Source organism: Stenotrophomonas sp. 22692 (assembly GCF_052045015.1).
GTDB lineage: Bacteria > Pseudomonadota > Gammaproteobacteria > Xanthomonadales > Xanthomonadaceae > Stenotrophomonas > Stenotrophomonas geniculata.
In genome coordinates, this window is sequence record NZ_JBQEMR010000025.1 from 1 (window position 1) to 24319 (window position 24319).

Consider the following 24319-nt stretch of genomic DNA (forward strand, 5'->3'; position numbering starts at 1 on the left):
CCCCCCCCCCCCCCCCCCCCCCCCCCCCCCCCCCCCCCCCCCCCCCCCGCTACATCACCCCCGTTACCGCTGCGAGGGGCCCCAATAGCCCAGGTCCTTGCGGATCTGCAGGTCGCGCACCCAGCTGCCGAACGGCTTGCGCCGCAGCGCGCCCATTTCACCCGACAGGAAATCCTCGGTGGCCGCGATCACGCGCTCGCTGGACAGGCCATCGCGGTACGGGTGGATGGCATCGGCGTAGCGCACGATTTCCGCCTGCAGCGCCGCGTCCGGGTGCAGCGCGCGCTGCAGCATCGCCTGCAGCTGCGCAGGATCATCGAAGTCGATCATGTGCGGCTTGGGCACGCGGTTGCGGAAAGTCACCACTGGCTTGTGCTGGACAATGAACTCCGAAACGATCGACGAGGTATCCGATACCAGCACATCGGCGGCGCGCTGTGCGGCCATCACCTGCTCGGGCTCGATGAAGCGGGCATTGGCACCGGCCAGCGCGCGGTAGCGTTCGAACAGTTCCGGCGGGCACTTCGGGTGCAGGGTCAGCAGCCAGTAGTGATCACCAGCAGCGATATCGGCGGCGATCTGCGCGTGCAGGTGCGGGGCCGCGCTCAACCGTTCAGTGAAGGTCGAGCCGAACAGGATCACCGGGCGCTCGCCGGCCGGAGCACGCAACGCGGCGCTCTCGCCACCGTCATCGCGGAACAGCGGGTCCAGCTTCGGCCAGCCGGTCTCTGCCACCGCGAAATGGCCATGCAGGACAGCGATCTCGCGGAACGGCGCAGTGGTGGCCGGCCCCTGCGTGCAGTACAGGTCGAACATGCCGCGCACCCGGAAGTGGCCGCGCGCACTGTCGCGCTTTTCCACGTTGAAGCCATGGAACAGCTGCACCTTGGCCCCCGAAAGAAACGTCGGCACCCAGTTGGCCGCGCTGAATACCGCCCGCGGACGCATTGCCAGGGCCTGCTTCAGGCCCAGGTTGGGCACCCCCGGCAGGCTGCTGCCGGCCGCGCCATCCTCGAACCAGGCTGCTACCTCCTGCCCGGACGCGTGCAAGGCCTGCGCCAACGGGGCGAGAATAGGCAGCGCATAGCGCTCCGTCGCAAACAACAGGTACCCGGCCATCATGTCCTCCACGACCGCTCCCATCGAACGGCCTTGCATCTCGGCGTGCATTATCGCGTTCAACGAGGCCGGGCGCATCGGCGACTGCCTGGCCTCGCTGGCCTTCTGCGATGAGATTGTGGTGGTGGACTCGCAGTCCACTGACGCCACCGTAGCCATCGCCGAGGCCGCCGGTGCCCGCGTGCTGCAGCGCCGGTTCGAGGGTTTCCGCAGCCAGAAGGCGTTCTGCGTCGAGCAGGCCAGCCATGACTGGGTGCTGTGCCTGGATGCCGATGAACGGATCAGCCCGGAACTGCGCGCGGCCATCGAACAGGCCCGCGACGGCGGCTTCAGCGGCCACGCCGGCTACCGATTCGCCCGCCTCTCGGAGTATTTCGGCAGGTTCCTGCGCCACGGCAACGCCTATCCGGACCGGGTGATGCGGCTGTTCGACCGCCGCCAGGGCGGCTGGCGCGGCAAGCGCGAGATCCACGAGGCGGCCAGCGTCGACGGCAGCGTCGGTACGCTGCGCGGCGACCTGATCCACTACCCGTACCGGTCATTGCAGCAGCAGCTGGCCAAGACCGAGAAGTATGCGCGGATGATGGCCGAGCACGAGTTCGCACGGGGCAAGCGGGCCACCCTGGGCAAGCTGGTACTGGCGCCGGCCTGGCGGTTCTGGCGCGGCTTCCTGTTCCGTGGCGGCTTCCGCGATGGCTGGCATGGCCTGGTCTACGCCTACGTACGCGCCAACTACGTGCGGCAGAAGACCATCATGCTGTGGATGCTGGGCAATGGACAGGCGGTGGCCGATCCGGCGCCTTCCGCGGACCGGCCGTGACCACGCTGTGTCACACTTCGCGGGCGTTGCCTGAAGATCCCCCATGAAAATCCTGTACACCAACTTCCACTATGGCGACGGTGGCGGCCACACCACGTACATCGTCTCGTTGGCGCGTGCGTTGCACGGCCAGCACACGCTCCATGTCGCCGCGCCGGCCGACAGCCGGCTGCTGCGGACCATGGCCGATGAAGGCCTTGCCCGCACACTGCCGATTGCGTTCGGCAGCGGCCTGCCAACGCTGCCCCGGCAGCTGGCCGAACAGCGTGCACTGCGCAGGCTGGTGCGCGATGAAGGCATCGACCTGATCCACGTCAACGGTGCGCGCGACCACCGCTTCGTGATGCAGGGGCTGCTTGGCATGCGCCGCCCGCCGATCGTGCTGACCAAGCACAACAGCAAACCCACCGACACCTTCGGCAATGTGCTGCGCGCGCGCTGGGCCACCGATCGGCTGATCGCAGTCTCGGCCGACACCAAGCGCCTGCTGGAACAGGGCCCATACCGTCGCTGCCCGATCGACGTGGTCCGCAACGGCGTGGACCTGGAGCGCTACTCGCCACAGCCGGCCGGCACCGGCAGCGCGCTGCGCCAGCAATGGACGCAGGATCCACAGGCGCTGGTGCTGGTCAGCAATGCCGGCACCGACGATTACAAGGGCTGGATCGACCTGGCCCAGGCCATCGCGCGGCTGCCCGATGCGGTACGCCCGCACGTGCACATGGCCGTGGCCGGCCACCTGCCCACCGCGCAGCAGCGCGAACAGGTGCAGGCGCTGGGCGAGGTGGCCGCGCAGGTGCACTTCACCGGCCTGCTGACCGATACCCGCGTACTGATCGCGGCCGGCGATGCTGGCTTCGTGCTGTCCCATGACGTCGAGACGATCTCCTTCGCCTGCCGCGAGATGATGGCCAGCGCCAAGCCGATGCTGGTCAGCGATTACGCGGGCCTGCCGGAAAACATCGAACAAGGCGTCGATGGCTGGGTCGTTGCCACCCGCGACATCGACGCCATCGCCGCACAGGTGCAGGCGCTGTACGCACAGCGCGATGCGCTGCCGGAACATGGCCGGGCAGCACGCCGCCATGCACAGCGGGAGTTCGGCCTGCAGACATTCGCCGACGCCACGCTGGCCAGCTACCACGCCGCCCTGGCCAGCCCCTGAGCCAGGTTGCCCGAACGCTCAATCGGTGATGCCGGGCCCCTGCAGGCGGCGCTCGTGCTCGAGTTCCGCCGCCGACGGCCGGCAGGTGCCGGCGACCGCGTCGGCAGGCACCAGCCACCAGCGGCGACGATTGGAAATGCCCGCCATTTCGGCCTGCGCACGATCAATGCAGGCCTGCATCGCATCTTCGTTCACCAGCAGCCAGCGGTGCTGCGGAACCAGCCGCTGCCAGCGCACGGCTGCCTGCAGCTGTTGATGCCAACGCGCTTCGAATCCAAAGGTGGCCGCAGGACGATCGGCCATCAGCAGGTTCTGCTCTTTCCATGCCACCAGTCCCAGCTCGGCCTGCGGGCCGATGCGTGCGCTGACCTCGCGCATCAGGCCACGGGCCGAGCTGGAATCGTTCAACACCGGATAGCCGACCAGGCTGTACAGCACCCAGACCCCGGCCAGAGTAGCGACCAGGGCAACGTGCCTGCGCCGGCGCCCGCACACCCACAGGCTCAAGGCCGACCAGGCCGCCATCGCCAGCGCCGCCCAGGCCAGCGCATCGGTGGCACCGGGAAGCAACCCGCGGCCATGGGTAAGGCGCACTTCGAAATCCGGATCACCCAGCAGCGCCAGCGCACCGACCAGGCCCAGCGCCAGTGCCAGCAACGCGGTGAATGCGCCCAGCACACGCTGCACATCGCGCCGCCTCAGCAGCCCCGGCAGCAACGGCGCCAACGCCAGGCAGAACATCGGCAATGCCGGCAGGATGTAGACGTCGCGCTTGCCGTGCGGAATGGAGAAGAACAGCACGACCAGCAGCCACCAGGCCAACGGCAGCAGGTAGCGCGCATCGCGCCGGCGCAGCCGCCGGAACCAGGCCGGAAGCGCCCACGGCAGCAGCAGGAACGCGGGGATCCACATCGACGGCATGATCGCCAGGAAGTACCACCACGGCTGGTGATGGTCCCAGGACTGCGTATAGCGCCGTGCGGTCTGCCGGAACAGGATGTCGTCCATGTAGGCGCGATACGGCTCCGAGCCGGTGGCCAGGCCGGCCAGCAGCATCGGCACCAGCCACAACGACACCGCCAGCAGGAAGGCCAGCGGTGCCAGCCAGAAGCGCAGGTCACGCACGTGCAGGCTCACCCGCGGCCAATGCAGCATGGATGCGACTGCGGCCGGCACGATCATCATCAGCGCCAGCACGCCTACGCCCTTGGTGATCACCCCGATGCCGGCGAAGAACCAGCCCATCCACCACCAGCGCCAAGCCGGGCCCAGCAGCAGATGGCGCAGCAGGCCGTAGTTGGCCAGGGTGATGAACAGCACCACCAGCGGATCGATCTGCGCCTTTTTCGCCTGGAAGGTGAAGTGCAGCGCGAACAGCAGTGCCCAACCCGCGTACAGCCCCACCTGCCGCGTCCACAGGCGGCGGCCGAGATCGACCACGCACCACAGCGTGCCCAGCGCGGCCAGCAGCGAGGGCAGCAGGAACGCCACCCGCCAGTGGCCGACCAGGCTGTACAGCGCGGCCTGCCACCACATCAGCATCGGCGGCTTGTCCGAATACAGTTCGGGGCCGCGATGCGGGAACAACCAGTAACCGCTGTCGACCATCTGCTTGGCCACCAGCGCGAAACGTGGCTCATCCGATGGCCACGGATCACGGAGGCCCAGGCCGGCCCCCAGCACCAGCAGGGCCATCACCACCAACAACCACGTCTGGCGCGACGCGTGGGTTTTCAGCATGGGACTCGAAACGGCAGCGGGGGTCAGGCTGCTTTTAACAGACGCGCGTAGAAGAAACCGTCAGCATCGTTTTCACCCGGCAGCCGCTGGCGTGCCACCCCTTCGCAATCGACGCCGAACGCGTCGCCCAGTGGCTGCGCAACGGCATCCGGATGCCACTTCAGGAACGCGCGCACCTGATCGATGTTCTCGGCGCGCAGGATCGAACAGGTGGCATACAGCAGCACGCCACCCGGGCGCAGCATCGACCAGCAGGCTTCCAGCAGGCGCGCCTGCACGCCAACCAGTGCATCGATATCTTCAGCGCGACGGTGGAACATCACATCCGGCTGGCGGCGGATCACGCCAGTCGCCGAGCACGGCGCATCCAGCAGGATCGCGTCGAACGGCACGCCATCCCACCAGGCACCGGGATCACTGGCATCGGCAGCCAGGGTCTGCGCATGTTCGCCCACGCCGGTGCGGGTGTAGGTATCGCGTGCGCGGGCCAGACGGCGCGCGTCGATATCCAGCGCCAGCAGGCGCAGGCTGGGGTCGCGCTCCAGCAGGTGCGCCGACTTGCCGCCGGGTGCCGCGCAGGCGTCCAGCACGCGGGCACCGGCCACCGGGGCCAGCGCATCGGCCGCACACTGCGCCGACAGGTCCTGCACCGAGATCGCGCCCTCGGCGAAGCCGGGCAGCTGATTCACGGCAACCGGAGAGGCCAGGCGCAACGCGTCGGCGCTGAGCGGACTGGCTTCCGCGGCGATGCCGGCTTCGGCCAGCGCTGCCAGTGCCTTTTCACGGCCGCCCTGCTGGCGGTTGGCGCGCAACCACAGTGGCGCCGGTTGCAGGCTGGCGCTGAAGATCGCGTCGGCCTGCGCCGGCCAATCGCGTTCCACCGCATCGGCCAGCCATTCCGGGAAGGCATCGCGCGCGGGCTGTTCCGGGAAACCTTCGCGCTGCGCGCGGCGCAGGATCGCATTGACCAGGCCTGCCTGGCGCTCACGGCCCAGTGCACGCGCGGCATCGACCGTGGCCGACAGCGCCGCGTGCGCCGGCAGCTCGAGCACGTCCAGCTGGGCGAACCCGACCATCAGCAGCGTGCGCAGGTCGGCATCACGCGCCGACAGCGGCTTCTGCATCCACGACTGCAGCGCCGCGTCATAGGTGCTGCGACGACGCAGGACGGCAAAACACAGGGCTTCCAGCAGCGCGCGGTCGCGGCTGTCGGCCAGCTTCGGCAGCGCCCAGGCCAGCTCGGCCTTCAGCGAACGGCCACGGGTGAACACCTGTGCCAGCACACGTGCGGCCAGCATGCGCGTGGCCGCGCCCGGCGCCGCCTTGGCGACGGAGAAATCGTTCTGCTTCGACACCGCTTATGCCCCCACGCGCAGATCGCGGCGGGCGTTGAGGTAGTCGGCCGCAGTAATCGCCTTGCCACCTTCCCGCTGCAGCACTCGCAGGCGCAGCGCGCCCTGGCCACAGGCGATGTCGATGCCATCGCGGCTGGCCGCCAGTACGGTGCCCGGTGCCTGGCCGTGGTCCGCCTCCAGCGCCACCGCACCATGGATGCGCACGCGTTCACCGGCCAGCGTCGCCTCGGCGATCGGCCACGGATTGAACGCGCGCACGGTACGCGCCAGCGCGCCGGCGTCCTGCGCCCAATCCAGCTTCGCTTCGGCCTTGTCCAGCTTGTGCGCGTAGGTCACGCCCTGCTCCGGCTGCGGCCGCGCGATCGGCTTGATGCCGGCACGCAGCAGGCCCAGGCCATCGGACAGCACCTGTGCGCCCAGCTCGGCCAGCTTGTCATGCAGCTGGCCACCGGTATCGGTGGCCGCGATCGGCAGTTCCTGGTGCAGCAGCACCGGGCCGGTATCCAGGCCGGCCTCCATCTGCATCAGGCAGACGCCGGTCTTGGCGTCGCCGGCCTGGATCGCGCGCTGGATCGGCGCGGCACCGCGCCAGCGCGGCAGCAGCGAGGCATGCACGTTCCAGCAGCCGTGGGTCGGAATGGCCAGCACCGCCTTGGGCAGGATCAGGCCATAGGCCACTACCACCATCAGATCCGGCTGCAGGTCGCGCAGCTGCTGCTGGGCGGCCGCGTCCTTCAGCGACTCCGGCTGGTAGACCGGAATGCCACGGGCCACGGCTTCCAGCTTGACCGGCGACGGCGCCAGGCCACGGCCACGGCCGGCCGGACGATCAGGCTGGGTGTAGACGGCCACGACCTCATGATGGCGCGCAGCCGCGCGCAGCGATGACACCGCGAATTCCGGCGTACCGGCAAAGACAATCCTCATGGCTACCCCACTTGCAGGATGGATTCGTGCAGGAAAGAAAACGGCGCCGTCGGCCGGCGCCGTACAGCCCGCGCGTGCCGCGCAGGCGCGGGCCACCCGAAGGGTGGCCCGGATTGGCGATCACGCCACGTGCTTGCGCTGCTTGGCCAGCTTCTTGCGCACCATCTCGCGCTTGAGCGGCGACAGATAGTCGATGAACAGCTTGCCGTCCAGGTGATCCATCTCATGCTGGATGCAGGTGGCCAGCACTTCGCCGGCTTCCATCTGCTGTTCCTGGCCGTTGCGGTCCAGGTACTTCACGGTGATGGTATCGGCACGGGTGACGTCAGCGAAGATGCCCGGAACCGACAGGCAGCCTTCCTGGTACACCCGGCCCCCGTCCTTGGCGACGATCTCCGGGTTGATGAACACATGCGGTTCATTCTTTTCTTCGCTGACGTCGATGACCATGAAGCGCTTGTGCACGTCCACCTGGGTGGCGGCCAGGCCGATGCCCGGGGCGTCGTACATGGTCAGGAACATGTTGTCGATCAGTTCCTGGAAGGCCGGCGTGGTGACTTCGGCGGCTTCGATCAACGCAGCCTTGGTACGCAGGCGCGGATCGGGGAACTCGAGAATGGGGAGAAGGGCCATGGCTGTTTCCGGATAGGGGGCCGGCACGCCGGCATACGTCGCAGATTCTAGCTCCAACGCTTGCCTTGCGCCCCGGTTTCTGGACTATAGTGCGCGAACCTGTTGGGGAATCAGGGCTTCACACCTATGTTGCTTCGTTTTCGTACGGTCGTCGCCGCGGCGATGCTGACCGTGGCTGCCTATGCTACCGCCGTGGAAGTGAATGGCGGGCACCCGGACACCTATGTGGTCCGAAAAGGGGACACGTTGTGGGATATCGCCGCACGTTTCCTGCAGAAGCCGTGGCTGTGGCCGGAGATCTGGCAGGCCAATCCGCAGATCGCCAATCCGCACCTGATCTATCCCGGTGACGTGCTCAGCCTGGCCTATCTGGACCGGGTGACCGTCGCTGCCAAGCCCGGCCCGCGCCAGGAAGCCCCGATCGATGCCATTCCGCTGGCCCAGGTCGAGCCGTTCCTGAAGCAGCTGAGCGTGGTCGACAGCATCGAGCAACTGCCCTACGTGGCCGGCCTGGAGGAAGAACGCCTGCGCGTCACCAGCGGCAGCGCGGTGTACGTACGCCTGGCTGACGCCCAGCTGGGCCAGCGCTGGGCCGTGGTCCGCCCGACCGTGCGCTATGCCCAGCCCAAGCCGACCGAGGACCTGACCGCCAACGGCGACGTCACCCCGGGCAGCGGCAACCTGTGGCGGGCCTACAACGCCCCCAACCACCGCCGCGGCGTGCTCGGCTATGAGCTGGCCCAGGTCGCCACCGGCACCATCACCCACGTCGCCGGCGGCAAGGTCGAGGCGTCCACCCTGGTGCTGGACAAGAACGAGGGCGGCCGCGAGGTACGTGCGGGCGACCGCCTGGTCCCGGTCGAGGCCAGGCCCTACGACCTGCAGTTCATCCCCCATGTCCCGGCCGCCGGTGTCGAGGGCGTCGACGTGCGCGTGCTGGCCGTTGCCGACATGTTCACCGCTGGTGGGCCGCGCGACGTGATCGCGATCTCCGCAGGCCGCGCGCAGGGCGTGGACAACGGCACCGTGTTCTCGCTGTGGCGCCCGGGCCGCCACGTGGCGCACCGCATGAAGTACCCGAACTCCTCGCGCATGGATGATTCGCTCAGCACCGGCGCCGGCCGCGTCTCGCTGCCGGACGAATACGCCGCACACGCCATGGTGTTCCGTACCTTCGACAACGTCAGCTACGCACTGGTGATGCAGGGCGTGAAGCCGGTGCGCGTGGGATACAACGCACTGCACCCGGATGCGCGGTAGAGTCGACTGTTAGTCGACTGCTCTTCACCGCCCCCCGAAAGCGCCCGCGCTGCGCGCGGTAGTCGACTGACAGTCGACTCTACAGGGGCGGTCTCCGGCAAAGTCTGACAGCCACATGCGAAGGCGCCCTAGGGCGCCTTTGTTGTATGCGCTCGATAGTGGGGGGATGACCAACCCAACTGACGAGGCGCTGCTGCGCCTGTTGATGGCAGGCGGCGCGCTGGCACCACGTCGGGCCCTGCTGGAGGCCGCAGGCAATGCGGAAATCGCGATCGCGCAGGGCACCGCGAACTGGCGCGCGCACGGCTGCACGCCAGAGCAGTGCGCCGCACTGGAACGCCCGGACGCCCGTGCCTCGGCCGTGGCACGGCGCTGGCTGGAAGACGACAACCAGCACCTGCTGGCCTTCACCGATCCGGCATTCCCCCCGGCCCTGCTGGATGTTCCCAACCCACCCCTTGCGCTGTTCATCGCCGGTGACCCCAGCCTGGCCTGGCGCCCGTCGGTGGCGCTGGTCGGCAGCCGCTCGCCAACGCCGGGCGGACGCGCGCTGGCAGCCCGCTTTGCCGGCTGTTTCGTCGAAGCCGGACTGACGGTGACCAGCGGCCTGGCGGCGGGCATCGACGCCGCCGCCCACCAGGCGACACTCGACGCCGGTGGTTGCACCGTGGCGGTCATCGGCACCGGCCCGGACCGGGCCTACCCGGACAGCCACGCCCGCCTGCAGGCCCGGATCGCTACCGAAGGCGCGGTGCTCAGCGAGTACCTGCCAGGCACGCCGGCACGCCCCGGCCACTTTCCCGCCCGCAACCGGCTGGTGGCCGGGCTGGCACTGGCGACGGTGGTGGTCGAGGCCGCCCAGCGCTCCGGCGCCCTGATCACCGCACGCCTGGCCGCCGAGGCCGGCCGCGAGGTCTGCGCCCTGCCCGGCTCGGTGCTCAATCCACGCGCGGCGGGCTGCCATCGGCTGATCCGTGAGGGTGCTGCATTGATCGAGCGCCCGGAGGAGGTCCTGGAACTGCTGGCCCCCGCCCTCCGCCAGCAGCTGCCGGGCTTGCAATCACGGTTGGCCACCCCCACTGAACAGGCACCGCCGGTACTCCTGCCGGCGCGCTGGGCCGACGACCCTGACTACCAGTGCTTGTGGCGGGCCCTGGACCACAACCCAAGCAGTATGGATTCACTGATCACGCGCTGTGGATTGACGGCGCCCCAGGTGTCCTCCATGCTGCTGGCCATGGAACTGGCGGGAATCGTGGTGTGCGTACACGGCCGCTACTGTCGAACTCCCTAGTTTCTTCACCTCCACAGCGTCGCGCGACGCAGGCCGAGGGGCAATGAAAGAGAGCATCCTGGACGTACTGCTGTACCTGTTTGAACACTATTTCAGCGAAGATGCGGACCTGATCCGTGACCGCGATTCGCTCCAGAACGGCCTGATCCAGGCCGGTTTCAGCCCAACCGAGATCAACAAGGCATTCGACTGGCTCGATGCCCTGGCCGCGCAGCGGCCGAGCGTGGCCCAGGCACGGGTCGATGGCCCCGTGCGCGTCTACCACGGCCCCGAGCTGGACAAGCTGGACGTGGAATGCCGTGGTTTCCTGCTGTACCTGGAACAGCACGGCATCCTCGACGCCGACCAGCGCGAGCTGGTGCTGGACCGGGCGATGGCCCTGGACCAGGACGAACTGGACCTGGACGACCTGAAATGGGTCGTACTGATGGTGCTGTTCAACCAGCCCGGCTCCGAGGCGGCGTATGCCTGGATGGAGACGCAGATGTTCATGGACGAGCCAGAACCCCTGCACTGACCGTACACTTGGGGGCATAGCGCATTCAGGAGCGTCCCCGTGAGCGAGTGGTTCCATGCAGAAGGCAACCGGCAGCAGGGTCCGCTGCCAGCGGAACAGTTGGTCGAGTTGTTCCGCAACAACCAGATCTCCCTGGACACCCTGGTCTGGCGCGACGGCCTGCCGCAATGGCAGCCGTTGCGCACCGTGGTCGACGAACTCGGCCTGATCGTGCCGGCGCTGGACGCTGCCACGCCACCCGTGGAACCCGAGCCCGAACCGGAACCGGTGGCACCGCCTCCGCCGCAGCCGCCGGTACTGCCGCCGTCCACCCCCTACACCACCAGTGCATCGGCCACCGCCCTGCCGGCGCCGAAGAAGAAGCTGTCCGGTTGCGCACTGACCGCCATCATCGGCGGCGGCCTGCTGCTGGTGCTGGTACCGATCGTGGCCATCCTGGCCGCCATCGCGCTGCCTGCCTACAACGACTACACCGTGCGCGCCAAGGTCGCCGGCGCAGTGACCGCACTGCAGCCGTTGAAGGACCAGGTGCAGCATTTCGCCGATGACGAAGGCCGTTGCCCCGGTGCCAACGACGCCGGCTTCCCGGCCCCGGGTGACTTCGCCCATGCAGGGCTGTCGGCGGTGAACATCGGTCGCTTCAACAATGGCCACTGTGGCATCGAAGCCACCCTGGCGCTGCCCGGCAAGAGCCTCGATGGCGACCTGCTGTGGCTGGAATACGATCGCGACAGCGGCCGCTGGGAATGCAGTGGCGAAAGCAACGACAAGTACCTGCCGCCGTCGTGCCGCGGCTGAGCCACGCGCACGCCAGCACCTCCAAGGATGATTCAACAGGGAACATGCAATGACTGAGTGGTACTACGCCGAAGGACAGCAACGCCAGGGCCCGCTGCCGGTCCAGGAGATCCGCCAGCGCTTCCAGCGTGGCCAGCTCAACCTGGACACACTGGTCTGGCGCGAGGGCATGGCCCAGTGGGCTGCACTGCGCCAGGTGGTCGACGAGCTCGGCCTGCAGACGCTGGCCGATGCCAGCACGGCCACCAGCAGCGGCGGCTTCGACCTGCGTGGCGACTATGCCGCCATCGACAACGGCAGCGCCCCGCTGCCCGGCACCGGCGCACTCAGCAGCTCGCCATACAGCGCTCCAGCCGCCGCCGGCGGCGGTGGCCACGCACAGCCGGTGGTTGGCGGTGAAGTGGTCTACGCAGGCTTCTGGAAGCGCGTGGCGGCCTACATGATCGACTACTTCGTGCTGGTCATCCCCGGCAGCATCATCGGTGCCATCCTCGGTGCGATCCTCGGCGCCAGCATGGGCGCGGTGGGCAGTGGCGAATCGGCCATCGAGATCGTGGCGCAGCTGGCCAGTGCCCTGATCAACCTCTGCATCGGCATGGCCTACTACACCTGGTTCCACGCCTCGCAGGGCGGCGCCACGCTGGGCAAGATGGCGGTCGGCATCAAGGTCGTGCGTGGCAACGGCGAGCGCCTGACCAAGGCGCGCGCATTTGGCCGCTACTGGGCCATGCTGCTGAGCAGCTTCACCCTCGGCATCGGTTTCCTGATGGCGGCCTTCACCGAGCGCAAGCAGGGCCTGCACGACATGATCTGCGACACCCTGGTGGTCGACCGCTGGGCCTACACCGACCAGCCGCAGCTGCAGCGCCGCGAGCTGGGCACGGTGACCGTGCTGGTGCTCGTGCTGACCGGCCTGCTGTCGCTGGCGGGCGTGGTCCTGCTGGTGTTCGCGGTCGGCTTCATCGCCAAGATGGCCTCATGAACGGCCATCCTCACGCCTGGCTGCTTGACATGGGCTGGCCGGGCGTGATTCCTCTAATAAGGTGAAACCTGAACGCCCGGCACATTACCGGGCGTTCAGTTTATGGATTTGCCCGTGGCCGCTTCACTAATGCGGCCGTTTGCTCCACCCTAGCGGCCCCTCTCCCCCGGTCCGCCCACAGACCTTTCCTGACATGCCCAAGCACCTGCTCATCGTCGAATCGCCGGCCAAGGCCAAGACGATCAACAAATACCTCGGCAAGGACTACACGGTCCTGGCCTCGTATGGGCACGTGCGCGACCTGATCCCGAAGGAAGGCGCGGTCGACCCGGACAACGGGTTCGCCATGCACTACGACGTGATCGACAAGAACGAAAAGCATGTCGATGCGATTGCCAAGGCCGCCAAGAGCGCCGACGACATCCTGCTGGCCACCGACCCGGATCGCGAGGGTGAGGCGATCAGCTGGCACATCGCCGAGATCCTGAAGGAACGCGGGCTGGTCAAGGACAAGCCGATGCAGCGCGTGGTGTTCACCGAGATCACCCCGCGCGCCATCAAGGAAGCGATCAGCCAGCCGCGCGCGATCGCCAGCGACCTGGTCGATGCCCAGCAGGCGCGCCGCGCGCTGGACTACCTGGTCGGCTTCAACCTGTCGCCGGTGCTGTGGCGCAAGGTCCAGCGCGGCCTGTCCGCCGGCCGCGTGCAGAGCCCGGCGCTGCGCATGATCGTCGAGCGCGAGGAAGAGATCGAAGCCTTCATCGCCCGCGAATACTGGTCGATCGCCGCCGAATGCGCGCACCCGTCGCAGCACTTCAACGCCAAGCTGATCAAGCTGGACGGGCAGAAGTTCGAGCAGTTCACCATCACCGACGGCGACACCGCTGAAGCGGCACGCATGCGCATCCAGCAGGCCGCGCAGGGCTCGCTGCATGTCACCGATGTGGCCAGCAAGGAGCGCAAGCGCCGCCCGGCGCCGCCGTTCACCACCTCCACCCTGCAGCAGGAAGCCTCACGCAAGCTCGGCTTCACCACCCGCAAGACCATGCAGGTGGCGCAGAAGCTGTATGAAGGCGTGGCGATTGGCGACGAAGGCACCGTCGGCCTGATTTCTTACATGCGTACCGACTCGGTGAACCTGTCGCAGGACGCGCTGGCCGAAATCCGCGACGTGATCGCCCGCGACTACGGCATCGCCTCGCTGCCGGACCAGCCGAACACCTACCAGACCAAGTCCAAGAACGCCCAGGAGGCGCACGAAGCGGTGCGCCCGACCTCGGCCCTGCGCACTCCGTCCCAAGTGGCGCGCTTCCTGACCGACGACGAGCGCCGCCTGTACGAGCTGATCTGGAAGCGTGCGGTGGCCTGCCAGATGATCCCGGCCACGCTCAACACCGTCAGCGTCGACCTCTCGGCCGGCAGCGAGCACGTGTTCCGTGCCAGCGGCACCACCGTGGTGGTGCCCGGCTTCCTGGCCGTGTACGAAGAAGGCAAGGACAACAAGAGCGCCGAGGACGAGGACGAAGGCCGCAAGCTGCCGGCGATGAAGCCCGGCGACCGCGTGCCGCTGGAACGCATCCAGGCCGAACAGCATTTCACCCAGCCGCCGCCGCGCTACACCGAAGCGGCGCTGGTGAAGGCGCTGGAAGAGTACGGCATCGGCCGTCCCTCGACCTACGCTTCGATCATCCAGACCCTGCTGTTCCGCAAGTACGTGGAAATGGAAGGCCGCAGCTTCCGCCCGTCCGACGTCGGCCGCGCAGTGTCCAAGTTCCTGTCCAGCCACTTCACCCGGTACGTGGACTACGACTTCACCGCCAAGCTCGAAGATGAGCTCGATGCCGTCTCGCGTGGCGAAGAAGAGTGGATCCCGCTGATGGCCCGTTTCTGGGAGCCGTTCAAGGAGCTGGTGGAAGACAAGAAGGAATCGGTCGACCGTGCCGAGGCCAGTGGCGCGCGCGAGCTCGGCACCGACCCGAAGACCGGCAAGCCGGTCAGCGTGCGCCTGGGTCGCTTCGGGCCGTACGCCGCCATCGGCAGCACCGCCGAGGATGCCGAGGAGAAGCCCAAGTTCGCCTCGCTGCGCCCCGGCCAGTCGATGCACACCATCTCCCTGGAAGACGCGCTGGAACTGTTCCTGATGCCGCGCGCGCTGGGTGAGGACAAGGGCGAGCCGGTCAGCGTCGGCATCGGCCGCTTCGGCCCGTTTGCCAAGCGCGGCAGCACCTATGCCTCGCTGAAGAAGGAAGACGACCCGTACACCATCGACCTGGCCCGCGCCGTGTTCCTGATCGAAGAGAAGGAAGAGATCGCGCGCAACCGGATCATCAAGGAATTCGACGGCAGCGACATCCAGGTGCTGAACGGCCGCTTCGGCCCGTACATCAGCGACGGCAAGATGAACGGCAAGATCCCCAAGGATCGCGAGCCGGCATCGCTGACCCTGGCCGAAGTGCAGCAGCTGATGGAAGAAACCGGCAAGCCGGTGCGCAAGGGCTTTGGCGCCAAGAAGGCCACCGCGAAGAAGGCCCCGGCCAAGAAAGCAGCGGTGAAGAAGGAAGCGGCGCCAAAGAAGGCCGCTGCAAAAAAAGCACCTGCCAAGAAGGCCCCGGCCAAGAAAGCAGTAAAGAAGGCCGCCGCCAAGAAGGCCCCGGCGAAGAAGGCCGCTGCAAAGAAGTAGATCCACGCCATGCATGGATGAGGGCCAAGGTGTGCGGACCAGCGGTCCGCACCTACCGTCCGCGCCGACCACCCCTTCTGCACGCAGCAGGGGGATAATGGAGGCCCACGCCGGGCCGGTCGCCGCCATGAAAGAACTCACCCTGGACTCTGCTGTCGCCACGCTCCGCGCGGGCGGCGTGATCGCCTACCCGACCGAAGCGGTCTGGGGCCTGGGCTGTGATCCCTCGCACGAAGCTGCGGTGCACATGGTGCTGCGGCTGAAGCAGCGCCCGATCGAAAAAGGCATGATCCTGGTCGCGGCCGAGCTGGCGCAGCTGGAAGGCTGGGTGCGCCTGCAGGCGCTGCCCGACGCCCGCCAGCGCGCGGTACTGGCCAGCTGGCCCGGCGCCAACACCTGGATCCTGCCCGCCGGCCCGCGCGCGCAGCCCTGGGTCACCGGCGAGCACAGCGGCATCGCGGTGCGCATCAGCGCACACCCGCTGGTGGCCGAACTCTGCCGCGCCTGGGGTGGCCCGCTGGTCTCCACCAGCGCCAATCTGGCCGGCGAACCACCGGCGCGCAGCCGCGAAGAGCTGGATCCGCGCCTGCTGCGCCTGCTCGACGGCATCCTTGACGGACAGACCGGTGGCCTGGCCCAACCCACCCCCATACGCGACGCGCTCAGCGGCAACGTGCTGCGCTCCTGAGCTGCCGATTGCACTGCCGCGGACAATCACGCACGCTGCCGCCATGAGCCTGCTGCGCGCCACCTTCAGCCTGTGCCTGCTGCTGCCGTGGACGGCGTCCGCCGCCGGGGCCGAGGACGTGCGGGTGTACCGCTGCGTTGCCAGCAACGGCGCCGTTGCCCTGCAGGACACGCCCTGCAACAGCGGCCGCCAGCAGGTACGCGACCTGCAGCGCCCGCGCGATCCCGCTCCACGGGTGGTACGCAGTGATGCCACGCCTCCGCCGCCCAGCGAACCCCCGGTCATCCGCGAGCGCGAAGTCCGCCACGTCTACATCCAGCCGCCGCAGCCGATGTACGAATGCGTGAGCGAGGATGGACGCCGCTATACCAGCGACAACAACGAAGGCAATCCGCGCTGGGTGCCGCTGTGGACCAGTGTCTGGCTGCCACACGGCCATCGGGGCCCGGCCTACCCGGGTCCGCGCCCGGCCATCGGCACGCCGATCGGCGAAGGCGCGGGTTATCGCCCTCCCTCGATCGGCATGGGCGTGCAGGTACCGGCCGGCAGCGTGCTGGTTCGCGACAGCTGCCATGCGTTGCCGCCGCAGGAAGTCTGCGCGCGACTGAGTGACCGCCGCTGGGAGCTGGATCGCCGTTACAACAGCGCACTGCAGAGTGAACGCACCGCCATCAGCAACGAACAGCGCGGCATCGATGCGCGCCTGTCGCGCGATTGCGAACGCTGAGCGCAGCAGGCCGTCGCAGCCTGTACGCTGTGCGCATGAACCGAGTGATCTGGCTGCTTCTGGTGCTGCTGCCTGGAAGCGCGTTGGCCGAAGAGGGCGTGATCTACCGCTGTACCTCCAGCAGCAGTGACGTCCCTACCCTGCAGCGCACGCCGTGCCCCACCGGCAGCAAGCAGCAGGTGCTGCGCATACCCGACCCGGCCAACTCGCAGCCGGCCGCCGCTGCACCTGTGGCGGCCGAACCTGCACCCGCCCCTGTCGAAACACCCGCGCCGGTGCCGGCCGGAGCGGCCGTTGCCCCTGCGGCCCCAGCGAAGCCACGACGCGCGGATGAAGGACGCACGATCATGGAGGCAGGTATGGTCGAACACGAAGGAGACGACCAGATCCTCGACAGCGCGACGCTGCGCCGCGATGCCGAGGCCCGCGCCGCCGCAGGTGATGGTCCACCGAAGCCGCCGCTTCCTCCGATCTTCCAGTGCACCGACAGCCAGGGCGGCGGCTACCTGTACGAGTACGAGGCCGCGCCCGGCCGCTGCGAGCTGATGACGGTACAGGGCCTTGGCGGAGTGACGCCGGTGAATGCCGCCAGCTGTGAAGTGGTGCGCGACCACTGCGAAGCGCTTCCCGAAGCGAAGCGCTGCGGTGGTTGGCAGCAGCGCTTCCGCGATGCCCGCGGCCGTGAGCGCTTTGCCGCGCCGGAGAACCGCGATACCGCGCGCGGTGAACGCAAGCGGCTGCAGGACGTGCTCGAAGCCAGCAACTGCCCGGTACCGGGGTGACAGCGGCGGCATGGCCGCACCTGCCCAAGGGGTGGATCTGTTGTAGAGCCGAGCCAGGCTCGGCTACCGTTGGCGGAGTGCAGCCGAGCAAGGGCTCGGCTCTACAGCAGAGCGATCAGAACCCGTAGCGCAGGAATCCACCATCCACTGCGATGCACTCGCCGGTGACATAGCTGGCCGCCGGCAGGCACAGGAAGCCCACGGCTGCAGCCACTTCCTCCGGCTCGCCGATGCGGCGCATGGGGGTGCGGTTGATCACTTCCTCGTAGTAGTCCGGGTCCGCCAACGGCCCGGACGTGCGCCGCGTGCGGATGTACCACGGCGCCACCGCGTTGACCCGGATGCCATCCTCGGCCCACTCGACGGCCAGGTTGCGGGTCATCTGGTGCATCGCCGCCTTGGTCATGCCGTAGACCACGCCGCTGCGCACATGGGTCAGGCCGGACACGCTGCCGACGTTGACGATGGACGACGACGCGTGGCGGGCCAGCAACGGATGCGCGTAGCGCGACAGCTCGAATGCCGAGAACAGGTTGGTCTCGAAGATCTTCCGCCATTCATCCTCGGAATACTCGGTGGCCGCCTTGGTGACGTTGCCGCCGGCGTTGTTGACCAGGATGTGCAGGCCATCGCTGTGGTCCTCCACCCAGTCCAGGATCTGGCGGCGGTCCTCGTCGTCGGAGACATCGGCAGCCAGTGCATGCACTTGCATCTGCGGATGCACGTCCAGCAGTTCGTCGCGCGCGGTCTCCAGCATGTCGATATCACGGCCGACGATCATCAGATCGGCGCCGAAGCCGGCCAGTTCATGCGCGATGGCAAGGCCGATGCCGGCGCTGGCGCCGGTGATCAAGGCGGTCTGGCCGTCCAGGCGCCACCGTTGCTGGGTCATGTGCTCTCCGGGGCCGCGCCCGCTGTGTTTCGATGCGGCAAGGATACGCGCTCACGGCCGCCCCCTGCCGAGGATGCGACACTGCCCGCACGCCCATCACGGAGTGCCGCCATGCGCATCCTGATCCTGTCCACGTCCCTGCTGGCCACCGTGCTGCTGTCCGCCTGCCAGCGCCCGCCCACACCGAACCCGGAGAAGCCGCCGGAACCGCAGGCCATGGCCCGCGCGATCCAGCAGCCACTGGACCGCGCCAAGCGCGTGCAGAAAACCGTCGATGACGCCGCTGCGAGCGAGCGCAGGGCCGAGGCTGACGCCACGCAGTAACCCCGCAAATGAAAACGCCCGGCCAAGGCCGGGCGTTCCCAGTAGATCCAGGCCATGCGTGGATGGCTTCCGGTCAGAACCCGCAGAAGCAGTACGCCAACGCCTTCACCGGCGTGCCGTTGCCCTTCTCGCGGGCCGCGTTCTCGACAAAGCGCAGCTGCGTATCCACTTCCGGCATCGTGCGCGCCAGCACCATCCGCGCCATGCCCGAGTCGGACAGCATCCAGGCACCGGCACGGCTGCCGGCGAAACCGCTGACGAACTGCGCGAACGGCGTTGCCGCCTTCTCGATGTAACGCACGCGATAGGCATCGGCCTTGCCCAGCTTGGCGCGGCTGGCGGCATCGGCCACGGCATCCTTCAAGCCACCGAAAGCATCGACCAGGCCACGTTCCTTGGCCTGCGCACCGCTCCACACGCGGCCACGGGCCACTTCATCGACCGCCTCGACCGGCTTCTTGCGGGCGTCGGCGACGCGACCGGTGAAGTCGGCGTAACCCTTGTTGATCACCGACTGGATGACCTGGCCCACGGCCGGATCCATCGGGCGGGTGACATCGAACGCACCGGCGAAACGGGTGGTGCCGACACCATCGGTGTGCACGCCGATCTTGTCCAGCGCGCGGCTGAAGTTCGGCACCATGCCGAAGATGCCGATCGAACCGGTGATGGTCGACGGATCAGCATAGATGCGATCGGCGTTCATGCTGATCCAGTAGCCACCGGAGGCAGCCAGGTCGCCCATCGACACCACCACCGGCTTGCCGGCGGCCTGCAGGGCCACCACTTCACGGCGGATCTGCTCGGAGGCGAACACTTCACCACCCGGCGAATTGACACGCAGCACCACGGACTTCACGTTCTCATCGTCACGCGCGGCACGCAGCAGCGCCGAGGTCGATTCGCCACCGATGCGGCCGGCCGGGAGATCGCCGCCGCTGATTTCACCGGCGGCCACCACCACCGCCACCTGCGGACGGTTGTCGACCGGGTTGCGGCGCGCATCGAGCTGGCCCAGGTAGGTGCCGAAGTCGACGTTGCGGAAACCACCGTCGGCATCGTCGTCGGCCACGCCGCGCTCGATCATCAGATCCTCGAATTCCTCGCGGGTCTTCAGTGAAGTCACCAGCTTCTGCTGCAGGGCGAACTTGGCCAGGTCACCACCGGCAGCGGCGATGCCTTCCGGCAGCGTGTCGATGCCGGCGGCCAGCTGTGCCGGGTCCAGGCGACGGGCCTTGGCGATGTCGCCCAGGTAGCGCTGCCACACGTCGTTCATCCAGAACAGGTCGGCTTCCTTGGAGGCCGGCGACGCAGCATCGAGCACGTACGGCTCGGCCGCGGACTTGTACTCGCCCACCTTGAACAGGTGCACGTCCACGCCGAGCTTGTCCTGCAGGCCGGAGCGGAAATACTGCCGGTAGCGGCCCAGGCCCTCGAGCACCACCGACCCCATCGGATCCAGGTAGACCTCGTCGGCCTGCGCGGCCAGCAGGTACTGCGACTGGCCCATGCTCTCGCTGTAAGCCACCAGCTGCTTACCGGAGGCGCGCAGGTCCTGCAGTGCGGCGGCGACTTCACGCAGCGAGGCGAAGCCCGACGGCTGCAGCTTGTCCAGCTCCAGCACTACGCGTTCGATCTTCTTGTCTTCCTTGGCCGACTCGATCACCCGCAGCAGGTCGCGCAGCTGGATCTCTTCGGCACCGTTGTCGCCCACCGCCTTGGCCAGCGCACGGCTGACCGGATCAGCGCTGAACTGCTCGACCAGGCGGCCTTCCGGCGCGATCACCAGGGTGGTGCGGTCCTGCAGCGATTTGCTGGCACCGGCGCCCATGCCGGCAGCGATGACGAACATCACCAGCAGCAGGAACAGCAGGCCGAAGAACACCAGGTTGAGGATCAACCGGCGGGTGAAGTTCATGACGTCCCACAGCCCGATGAAGAAACTGGCGACGGGGTTGCGACGCGCCGGGGGCAACGGGGGCACGGGTTGATTCATGGAACGCTCCGGATGGCTTCTTGCCGTGGTGCCAGCATAGCCGGTGCCGCGTGATGCGGCATCGGACACAAGTCAGGGGATCGCCCGCCACGGGTCATCGCGGCGGGCGGGGCGGATCAGGACAGTACGGACTGGCCGATGCGCAGGCTGCTGCGCCGCAGGCGCCAGCCCATCAGGATGGCGGCGGCGGTCAGGCCGACGATCAGGCCGATCCACATGCCCTGCGGGCCCATGCCCAGCCCCAGGCCGAGCCCGGCGCCGAGCGGCATGCCCAGGCCCCAGTACGCGAACATGGCGATGAACATCGGCACGCGGGTGTCCTTCAGGCCGCGCAGTGCGCCGGCGGACAGTACCTGGATGCCATCCGGGAACTGGAAGGTGGCCGCGTACAGCAGCAGGGTGGAGGCCAGGCCGGCCACCGCCAGGTCGTTGGTGTAGACACCGACGATGGCATCGTGGCCGAACAGCAGCACCGCCGCCGACAACGTCTGCGTGCCCATGATGATCGCGTAGCCAGCCCACGCCGCACGGCGCACGCCGAAGCCATCGCCACGGCCGACTGCATGGCCGACCCGCACGGTGGTGGCTTCGGCCACGCCCATCGGGATCATGAAGCACAGCTGCGCCACGTTGATCGCGATCTGGTGCGCGGCCGCTTCATTGGCACCGAGGCGGCCGATCAGCAGCGCGGTGACGATGAACAGGCCGCCCTCCATCAGTACGGTGATGCCGATCGGCAGGCCGGTGCGCAGCAGATCCCAGATCGCCTTCCAGCGCGGCCCTTCGAAGTGCGAGAACAGCTGCAGGTGGGCGAAGCGCTTGGTGAACCACAGGTAGGTGGCGAAGGCGATCGCCTGCAGCCACATCATCACTGCCGAGGCGATGCCCAGGCCCTCGGCACCCATTTCCGGGAAGCCCAGCTTGCCGTTGGCCAGCACGTAGCCCATCGGCGCCAGCACCAGCAGGCCGCCGAAGCCGAGCAGCATGGTCGGCAACGTCCAGTGCATGCCCTCGCTCAGATAGCGCATGCAGAAATACAGGGTCAGCGCCGGGCCGCCCCAACGCACCGCATGCAGGAACGCGGTGGCGCCCGGCACGATGTCCGGCGCGATGCCGAAGGCCGGCAGCAGCGGCGGCACCACGGTGAGGAAGGTGAACATGATCAGGCCCAGGCCCAACGCCAGCCACAGTGCCTGGCGGAACAGCGGGCCGATCTCGCGCTCGCGGCCGGCGCCATGCAGCTGCGACACCGAGGCCGTGAGCGAGATCAGGGTGCCGATCGGGATCAGCATCGGCAGCCACAACAGCGCCGTGCCGATGGTCACCGCGGCCAGGGTCGCGGTGGCGTGGTGGCCGGCAATGACGTTGTCGACGAAGGAGATCAGACCGGTGGATACATGCCCGAGCACAAGCGGCAGGGCGAGCAGACCGGTGGCGCCGACTTCCTTGCTGAAGCGCGGCGTGGAGGTTGCAGTAGACATAAGGTGCTTGACGCGAACTGCGGTTGCGCGCGAAGGGCACAGGCACCGGGTTGCGGCCGGTCATCTTACGCGTGCAGCGCGCGCATTCCCATGACATGGCGTGAATGCTGGGTTCCGGCAGGCCCCGGCATCACGCGTTGCGATCGCGTTACGAACAGGAAAGGGGACGGAGGGGATTAAGTCGTTTCCAGCCCGACTGTGCCGAATACGACTTAATCCCCTCCGTCCCCTTTGTTTACTGACCCGCCTGGCGCTTGAGCCAGGTGTCGCGCTCGGCGGCCGGCACCGCGAGGAACGCGCTGCGAACCGTGTCGCGCTCCTGCGGCGGCGTGCGCTGCGCGACCAGGGTGAGCTGGGCCAGCTGCGCCGGGCTGAGCTGGCGCAGCACGGCCAGCGCGGCCTCGCGCTGTTGCGGCGGCACGAACCCGAACAGGCCGTGCAGCTTGGGGAACTCCAGGCCCAACTGCGGGCCCAACCGCCAGCCTTCGCGGAACGCCTGGTCCTGCGCCTGGAACTGCTGGCGCAGGCGCTGCTGCTGGTCGGCTGGCAGCGCATTGAATCGCGCAGCGGCCTGACGGATCCGCTCGCGCTCGCCCTCCGGCAGGGCGCGCCAGGCCGCGTAATCGGCCCGACGCTGGCGCTGCTGCGGGGCGTCAAGCTGGGCGAACGCGGCGGGTGTCGTGCTTGTGGTGGCCGGGGCCGTAGCCGCCGGTGAACTGCCTGGCACTGGCGGCGGCAGCGGCACGTTCAAGGTCTGCGGCGCGGCGGACAGCGACAACGGCAGGGCCAGCAGCAGGCTGGCGAGCAGGGTCTTATTCATCGGCGGCAGCGGTTTCCAGCGTGGCACTGGCCGGCTCGGGCCGGCTCGGCTTGGATTGTGATTCGTCCACCGGCAGCGGGCCGCCAGCAGCGGTCCACGCATACAGATCAGCATCGGCCACCAGCGGATAGTCGCGGTCGGCCAGCATGGTGGCGTCGTCCGTAGCCTGCGCAGGGGTCGCGTCCGGCGTGGCGTTGACCTTGCTTGGCGGCAGTGCTTCCACCGTGACGGGGCCCGCCTCACCGACCACGCCTTCCGGCAGCGGTGCGTCGCTGCCAGACGAATGGCCCTGCCAATAGCGCCAGCCCAGCGCGGCTGCCAATAGCACAACCACGGTCACCAGCAGGATAAATGGACCGCGCCAGCGCGGCTTTGCGTTCGAACGGCGGCGCTTGCCATTGGCAGCCGTGCGATCTTCACGCTGCGGCGCACGCCAGCCGGAGGTCGGGGCTTCATTGTTGGCCGCCGGCGCGGCCGGCTGCTGCAGCTGCTGCAGGCGTTTGGCGGGCAGGTCGCGGATGCGCAACTGCACCTGTTCGGCCAGCTGGCGCCAGGCCGAGGCATCGGGCTGGCCGTGCGCGTCACGCGGGCAGGCCTCGGCCAGCAGGTGCTGGTAGCCGGCTTCATCCTGGTCAAGCACGCGCATGGCGATACCTTCATCCAGGCTGCCGCCCACCCGCAGCAACAGCGCCAGGCGCGGCAACGGTCCCATCTCGCTCAGCGCGGCCAGCGGCGGTTCCCACTGGCCGCCCATCGGCTCGCGCAGCGCCTGGCGCTGGCCCAGCAGGGTCCAGAAGCGGGTCGGCCACTGCGCCATCGGCAGGTCACTGGCGACCGCGGCAAAGGCACGCATCACCGCCACCAGGGTCTGCTCGGCACGCGCGGCATCGCCGCACTGCAGCTCAGCCACCACCAGGGCGCGGCGCTCGACGCCACGCAGGAACGCCGACAGCGCGCCGGCCGCGGTCGAGGAAACAGGGGCGGGCACAGCCGTCATCGGTCACTCCAAAGGTCTGGGGGAATGATAGCGGCAGGCAATCGACGCCCGTAGGACTTGCGCCCACGGATACTTCGTGCTGCAGGTTGTGCACAGCACCACGCTCCCGGCGCGGGAAACTGCGGCATGCAGCTGAATTCACTCTGTTTCAGCAATGTTTCACACTTAAGTCCTTGATTTTGAATTCCTTTTAAGTATGGCGATTTTTTGACCAACCCAAGCGTGAGCTCGTCGCCATCGGCCTCCTGCGTTCCCGTCGACCGGTAACGCACAACGTTATCCACAGAACATGTGGATAAGCCTGAATCTCCAATGGACACCG

The 24319-nt window shown here is 68.1% G+C and carries 22 protein-coding genes; 12 read left to right on the plus strand and 10 right to left on the minus strand.

Annotated features, from left to right (window positions below; all coding sequences use genetic code 11):
* Positions 1-63: 63 nt before the first annotated feature.
* Complete coding sequence (locus ACTJJM_RS15330) at positions 64-1122, minus strand: CDP-glycerol glycerophosphotransferase family protein (RefSeq protein WP_071305912.1); 1059 nt, start codon at positions 1120-1122, stop codon at positions 64-66.
* On the opposite strand from ACTJJM_RS15330, the gene ACTJJM_RS15335 reads away from it, so the two are divergent.
* Together ACTJJM_RS15335 and ACTJJM_RS15340 are read left to right on the plus strand one after the other, a co-directional pair.
* Entirely contained in the window at positions 1121-1939 is an 819-nt protein-coding gene (locus ACTJJM_RS15335; protein ID WP_100446813.1) for a glycosyltransferase family 2 protein, read from the plus strand. The two genes, ACTJJM_RS15330 and ACTJJM_RS15335, sit on opposite strands and share 2 nt — an antisense overlap.
* A 43-nt stretch (positions 1940-1982) precedes the next feature.
* Positions 1983-3104: a glycosyltransferase gene (locus ACTJJM_RS15340; protein ID WP_049480204.1), complete on the plus strand. Its 1122-nt coding sequence runs from the start codon at positions 1983-1985 to the stop codon at positions 3102-3104.
* A gap of 18 nt (positions 3105-3122) precedes the next feature.
* On the opposite strand, the gene ACTJJM_RS15345 is transcribed toward ACTJJM_RS15340, so the two are convergent.
* The 4 genes from ACTJJM_RS15345 to def form a co-directional block, all read right to left on the minus strand.
* Positions 3123-4844 carry a glycosyltransferase family 39 protein gene (locus tag ACTJJM_RS15345; RefSeq protein ID WP_049480205.1) on the minus strand — a complete coding sequence of 574 codons (1722 nt, stop codon included), beginning with the start codon at positions 4842-4844 and terminating at the stop codon, positions 3123-3125.
* Positions 4845-4867: 23 nt separating this feature from the next.
* On the minus strand, positions 4868-6199 hold the full coding sequence (gene rsmB / locus ACTJJM_RS15350) for a 16S rRNA (cytosine(967)-C(5))-methyltransferase RsmB (protein ID WP_043397505.1): 1332 nt from the start codon (positions 6197-6199) through the stop codon (positions 4868-4870).
* Between the two features lie 3 nt (positions 6200-6202).
* Positions 6203-7126, minus strand: a complete 924-nt coding sequence (gene fmt / locus ACTJJM_RS15355; protein ID WP_010481179.1) for a methionyl-tRNA formyltransferase — start codon at positions 7124-7126, stop codon at positions 6203-6205.
* Positions 7127-7246: 120 nt separating this feature from the next.
* The gene (def, locus tag ACTJJM_RS15360; RefSeq protein WP_010481177.1) at positions 7247-7759 is read right to left on the minus strand and encodes a peptide deformylase; all 513 of its coding nucleotides are present in this window, start codon (positions 7757-7759) and stop codon (positions 7247-7249) included.
* A gap of 126 nt (positions 7760-7885) precedes the next feature.
* Here def and ACTJJM_RS15365 point away from each other — a divergent pair, with 126 nt between their 5' ends.
* From ACTJJM_RS15365 to ACTJJM_RS15405, 9 genes are all read left to right on the plus strand, one after another.
* The gene (locus ACTJJM_RS15365) at positions 7886-9019 is read left to right on the plus strand and encodes a LysM peptidoglycan-binding domain-containing protein (protein ID WP_058978742.1); all 1134 of its coding nucleotides are present in this window, start codon (positions 7886-7888) and stop codon (positions 9017-9019) included.
* A gap of 166 nt (positions 9020-9185) precedes the next feature.
* Positions 9186-10313, plus strand: a complete 1128-nt coding sequence (gene dprA / locus ACTJJM_RS15370; RefSeq protein ID WP_227199691.1) for a DNA-processing protein DprA — start codon at positions 9186-9188, stop codon at positions 10311-10313.
* A 43-nt stretch (positions 10314-10356) separates the two neighbouring features.
* Positions 10357-10830 (plus strand): DUF494 family protein, encoded by a 474-nt coding sequence (locus ACTJJM_RS15375; RefSeq protein WP_005411195.1) that lies wholly within the window; start codon positions 10357-10359, stop codon positions 10828-10830.
* A gap of 39 nt (positions 10831-10869) precedes the next feature.
* A complete protein-coding gene (locus tag ACTJJM_RS15380) occupies positions 10870-11628 on the plus strand; it encodes a pilin (RefSeq protein ID WP_019338922.1) in 759 nt (252 codons plus the stop codon).
* 49 nt (positions 11629-11677) lie between these two features.
* Complete coding sequence (locus ACTJJM_RS15385) at positions 11678-12610, plus strand: RDD family protein (protein WP_010481172.1); 933 nt, start codon at positions 11678-11680, stop codon at positions 12608-12610.
* 193 nt (positions 12611-12803) lie between these two features.
* A complete protein-coding gene (locus ACTJJM_RS15390) occupies positions 12804-15290 on the plus strand; it encodes a DNA topoisomerase I (RefSeq protein WP_224328632.1) in 2487 nt (828 codons plus the stop codon).
* A gap of 97 nt (positions 15291-15387) precedes the next feature.
* Positions 15388-15978 carry a Sua5/YciO/YrdC/YwlC family protein gene (locus ACTJJM_RS15395; RefSeq protein ID WP_080354943.1) on the plus strand — a complete coding sequence of 197 codons (591 nt, stop codon included), beginning with the start codon at positions 15388-15390 and terminating at the stop codon, positions 15976-15978.
* A gap of 43 nt (positions 15979-16021) precedes the next feature.
* The gene (locus ACTJJM_RS15400) at positions 16022-16705 is read left to right on the plus strand and encodes a DUF4124 domain-containing protein (RefSeq protein WP_049413061.1); all 684 of its coding nucleotides are present in this window, start codon (positions 16022-16024) and stop codon (positions 16703-16705) included.
* A gap of 35 nt (positions 16706-16740) precedes the next feature.
* Entirely contained in the window at positions 16741-17487 is a 747-nt protein-coding gene (locus tag ACTJJM_RS15405) for a hypothetical protein (protein ID WP_049413059.1), read from the plus strand.
* A gap of 115 nt (positions 17488-17602) precedes the next feature.
* On the opposite strand, the gene ACTJJM_RS15410 is transcribed toward ACTJJM_RS15405, so the two are convergent.
* On the minus strand, positions 17603-18379 hold the full coding sequence (locus ACTJJM_RS15410; RefSeq protein ID WP_049480208.1) for an SDR family oxidoreductase: 777 nt from the start codon (positions 18377-18379) through the stop codon (positions 17603-17605).
* Between the two features lie 111 nt (positions 18380-18490).
* Between ACTJJM_RS15410 and ACTJJM_RS15415 the strand changes: the two genes are divergently transcribed.
* Entirely contained in the window at positions 18491-18703 is a 213-nt protein-coding gene (locus ACTJJM_RS15415; protein WP_241874384.1) for a hypothetical protein, read from the plus strand.
* A 73-nt stretch (positions 18704-18776) separates the two neighbouring features.
* Here ACTJJM_RS15415 and sppA read toward each other — a convergent pair whose 3' ends face one another.
* From sppA to ACTJJM_RS15435, 4 genes are all read right to left on the minus strand, one after another.
* Complete coding sequence (sppA, locus tag ACTJJM_RS15420) at positions 18777-20699, minus strand: signal peptide peptidase SppA (protein ID WP_019338929.1); 1923 nt, start codon at positions 20697-20699, stop codon at positions 18777-18779.
* A 116-nt stretch (positions 20700-20815) separates the two neighbouring features.
* Entirely contained in the window at positions 20816-22180 is a 1365-nt protein-coding gene (locus tag ACTJJM_RS15425) for an MATE family efflux transporter (protein ID WP_010481157.1), read from the minus strand.
* Between the two features lie 235 nt (positions 22181-22415).
* Positions 22416-23000, minus strand: coding sequence for a DUF3106 domain-containing protein (locus tag ACTJJM_RS15430; protein ID WP_010481155.1), 585 nt, complete (start codon positions 22998-23000; stop codon positions 22416-22418).
* Positions 22993-23997, minus strand: a complete 1005-nt coding sequence (locus ACTJJM_RS15435) for a hypothetical protein (protein WP_440865798.1) — start codon at positions 23995-23997, stop codon at positions 22993-22995. Before ACTJJM_RS15435 ends, ACTJJM_RS15430 begins: the two co-directional genes overlap by 8 nt.
* Positions 23998-24319 lie beyond the last annotated feature (322 nt).

Excerpts from the sequence above, each read along its gene's own strand:
- sppA (WP_019338929.1), bottom strand. The coding sequence starts at position 20,699 with ATGAATCAACCCGTGCCCCCGTTGCCCCCGGCGCGTCGCAACCCCGTC.
- ACTJJM_RS15390 (WP_224328632.1), top strand. The coding sequence starts at position 12,804 with ATGCCCAAGCACCTGCTCATCGTCGAATCGCCGGCCAAGGCCAAGACG.
- ACTJJM_RS15435 (WP_440865798.1), bottom strand. The coding sequence starts at position 23,997 with ATGACGGCTGTGCCCGCCCCTGTTTCCTCGACCGCGGCCGGCGCGCTG.
- ACTJJM_RS15410 (WP_049480208.1), bottom strand. The coding sequence starts at position 18,379 with ATGACCCAGCAACGGTGGCGCCTGGACGGCCAGACCGCCTTGATCACC.
- dprA (WP_227199691.1), top strand. The coding sequence starts at position 9,186 with ATGACCAACCCAACTGACGAGGCGCTGCTGCGCCTGTTGATGGCAGGC.
- ACTJJM_RS15400 (WP_049413061.1), top strand. The coding sequence starts at position 16,022 with ATGAGCCTGCTGCGCGCCACCTTCAGCCTGTGCCTGCTGCTGCCGTGG.
- fmt (WP_010481179.1), bottom strand. The coding sequence starts at position 7,126 with ATGAGGATTGTCTTTGCCGGTACGCCGGAATTCGCGGTGTCATCGCTG.
- ACTJJM_RS15430 (WP_010481155.1), bottom strand. The coding sequence starts at position 23,000 with ATGAATAAGACCCTGCTCGCCAGCCTGCTGCTGGCCCTGCCGTTGTCG.
- ACTJJM_RS15415 (WP_241874384.1), top strand. The coding sequence starts at position 18,491 with ATGCGCATCCTGATCCTGTCCACGTCCCTGCTGGCCACCGTGCTGCTG.
- ACTJJM_RS15395 (WP_080354943.1), top strand. The coding sequence starts at position 15,388 with ATGGAGGCCCACGCCGGGCCGGTCGCCGCCATGAAAGAACTCACCCTG.
- ACTJJM_RS15425 (WP_010481157.1), bottom strand. The coding sequence starts at position 22,180 with ATGTCTACTGCAACCTCCACGCCGCGCTTCAGCAAGGAAGTCGGCGCC.
- ACTJJM_RS15335 (WP_100446813.1), top strand. The coding sequence starts at position 1,121 with ATGTCCTCCACGACCGCTCCCATCGAACGGCCTTGCATCTCGGCGTGC.
- ACTJJM_RS15345 (WP_049480205.1), bottom strand. The coding sequence starts at position 4,844 with ATGCTGAAAACCCACGCGTCGCGCCAGACGTGGTTGTTGGTGGTGATG.
- def (WP_010481177.1), bottom strand. The coding sequence starts at position 7,759 with ATGGCCCTTCTCCCCATTCTCGAGTTCCCCGATCCGCGCCTGCGTACC.
- ACTJJM_RS15405 (WP_049413059.1), top strand. The coding sequence starts at position 16,741 with ATGAACCGAGTGATCTGGCTGCTTCTGGTGCTGCTGCCTGGAAGCGCG.
- ACTJJM_RS15375 (WP_005411195.1), top strand. The coding sequence starts at position 10,357 with ATGAAAGAGAGCATCCTGGACGTACTGCTGTACCTGTTTGAACACTAT.
- ACTJJM_RS15330 (WP_071305912.1), bottom strand. The coding sequence starts at position 1,122 with ATGATGGCCGGGTACCTGTTGTTTGCGACGGAGCGCTATGCGCTGCCT.
- ACTJJM_RS15340 (WP_049480204.1), top strand. The coding sequence starts at position 1,983 with ATGAAAATCCTGTACACCAACTTCCACTATGGCGACGGTGGCGGCCAC.
- ACTJJM_RS15365 (WP_058978742.1), top strand. The coding sequence starts at position 7,886 with ATGTTGCTTCGTTTTCGTACGGTCGTCGCCGCGGCGATGCTGACCGTG.
- ACTJJM_RS15385 (WP_010481172.1), top strand. The coding sequence starts at position 11,678 with ATGACTGAGTGGTACTACGCCGAAGGACAGCAACGCCAGGGCCCGCTG.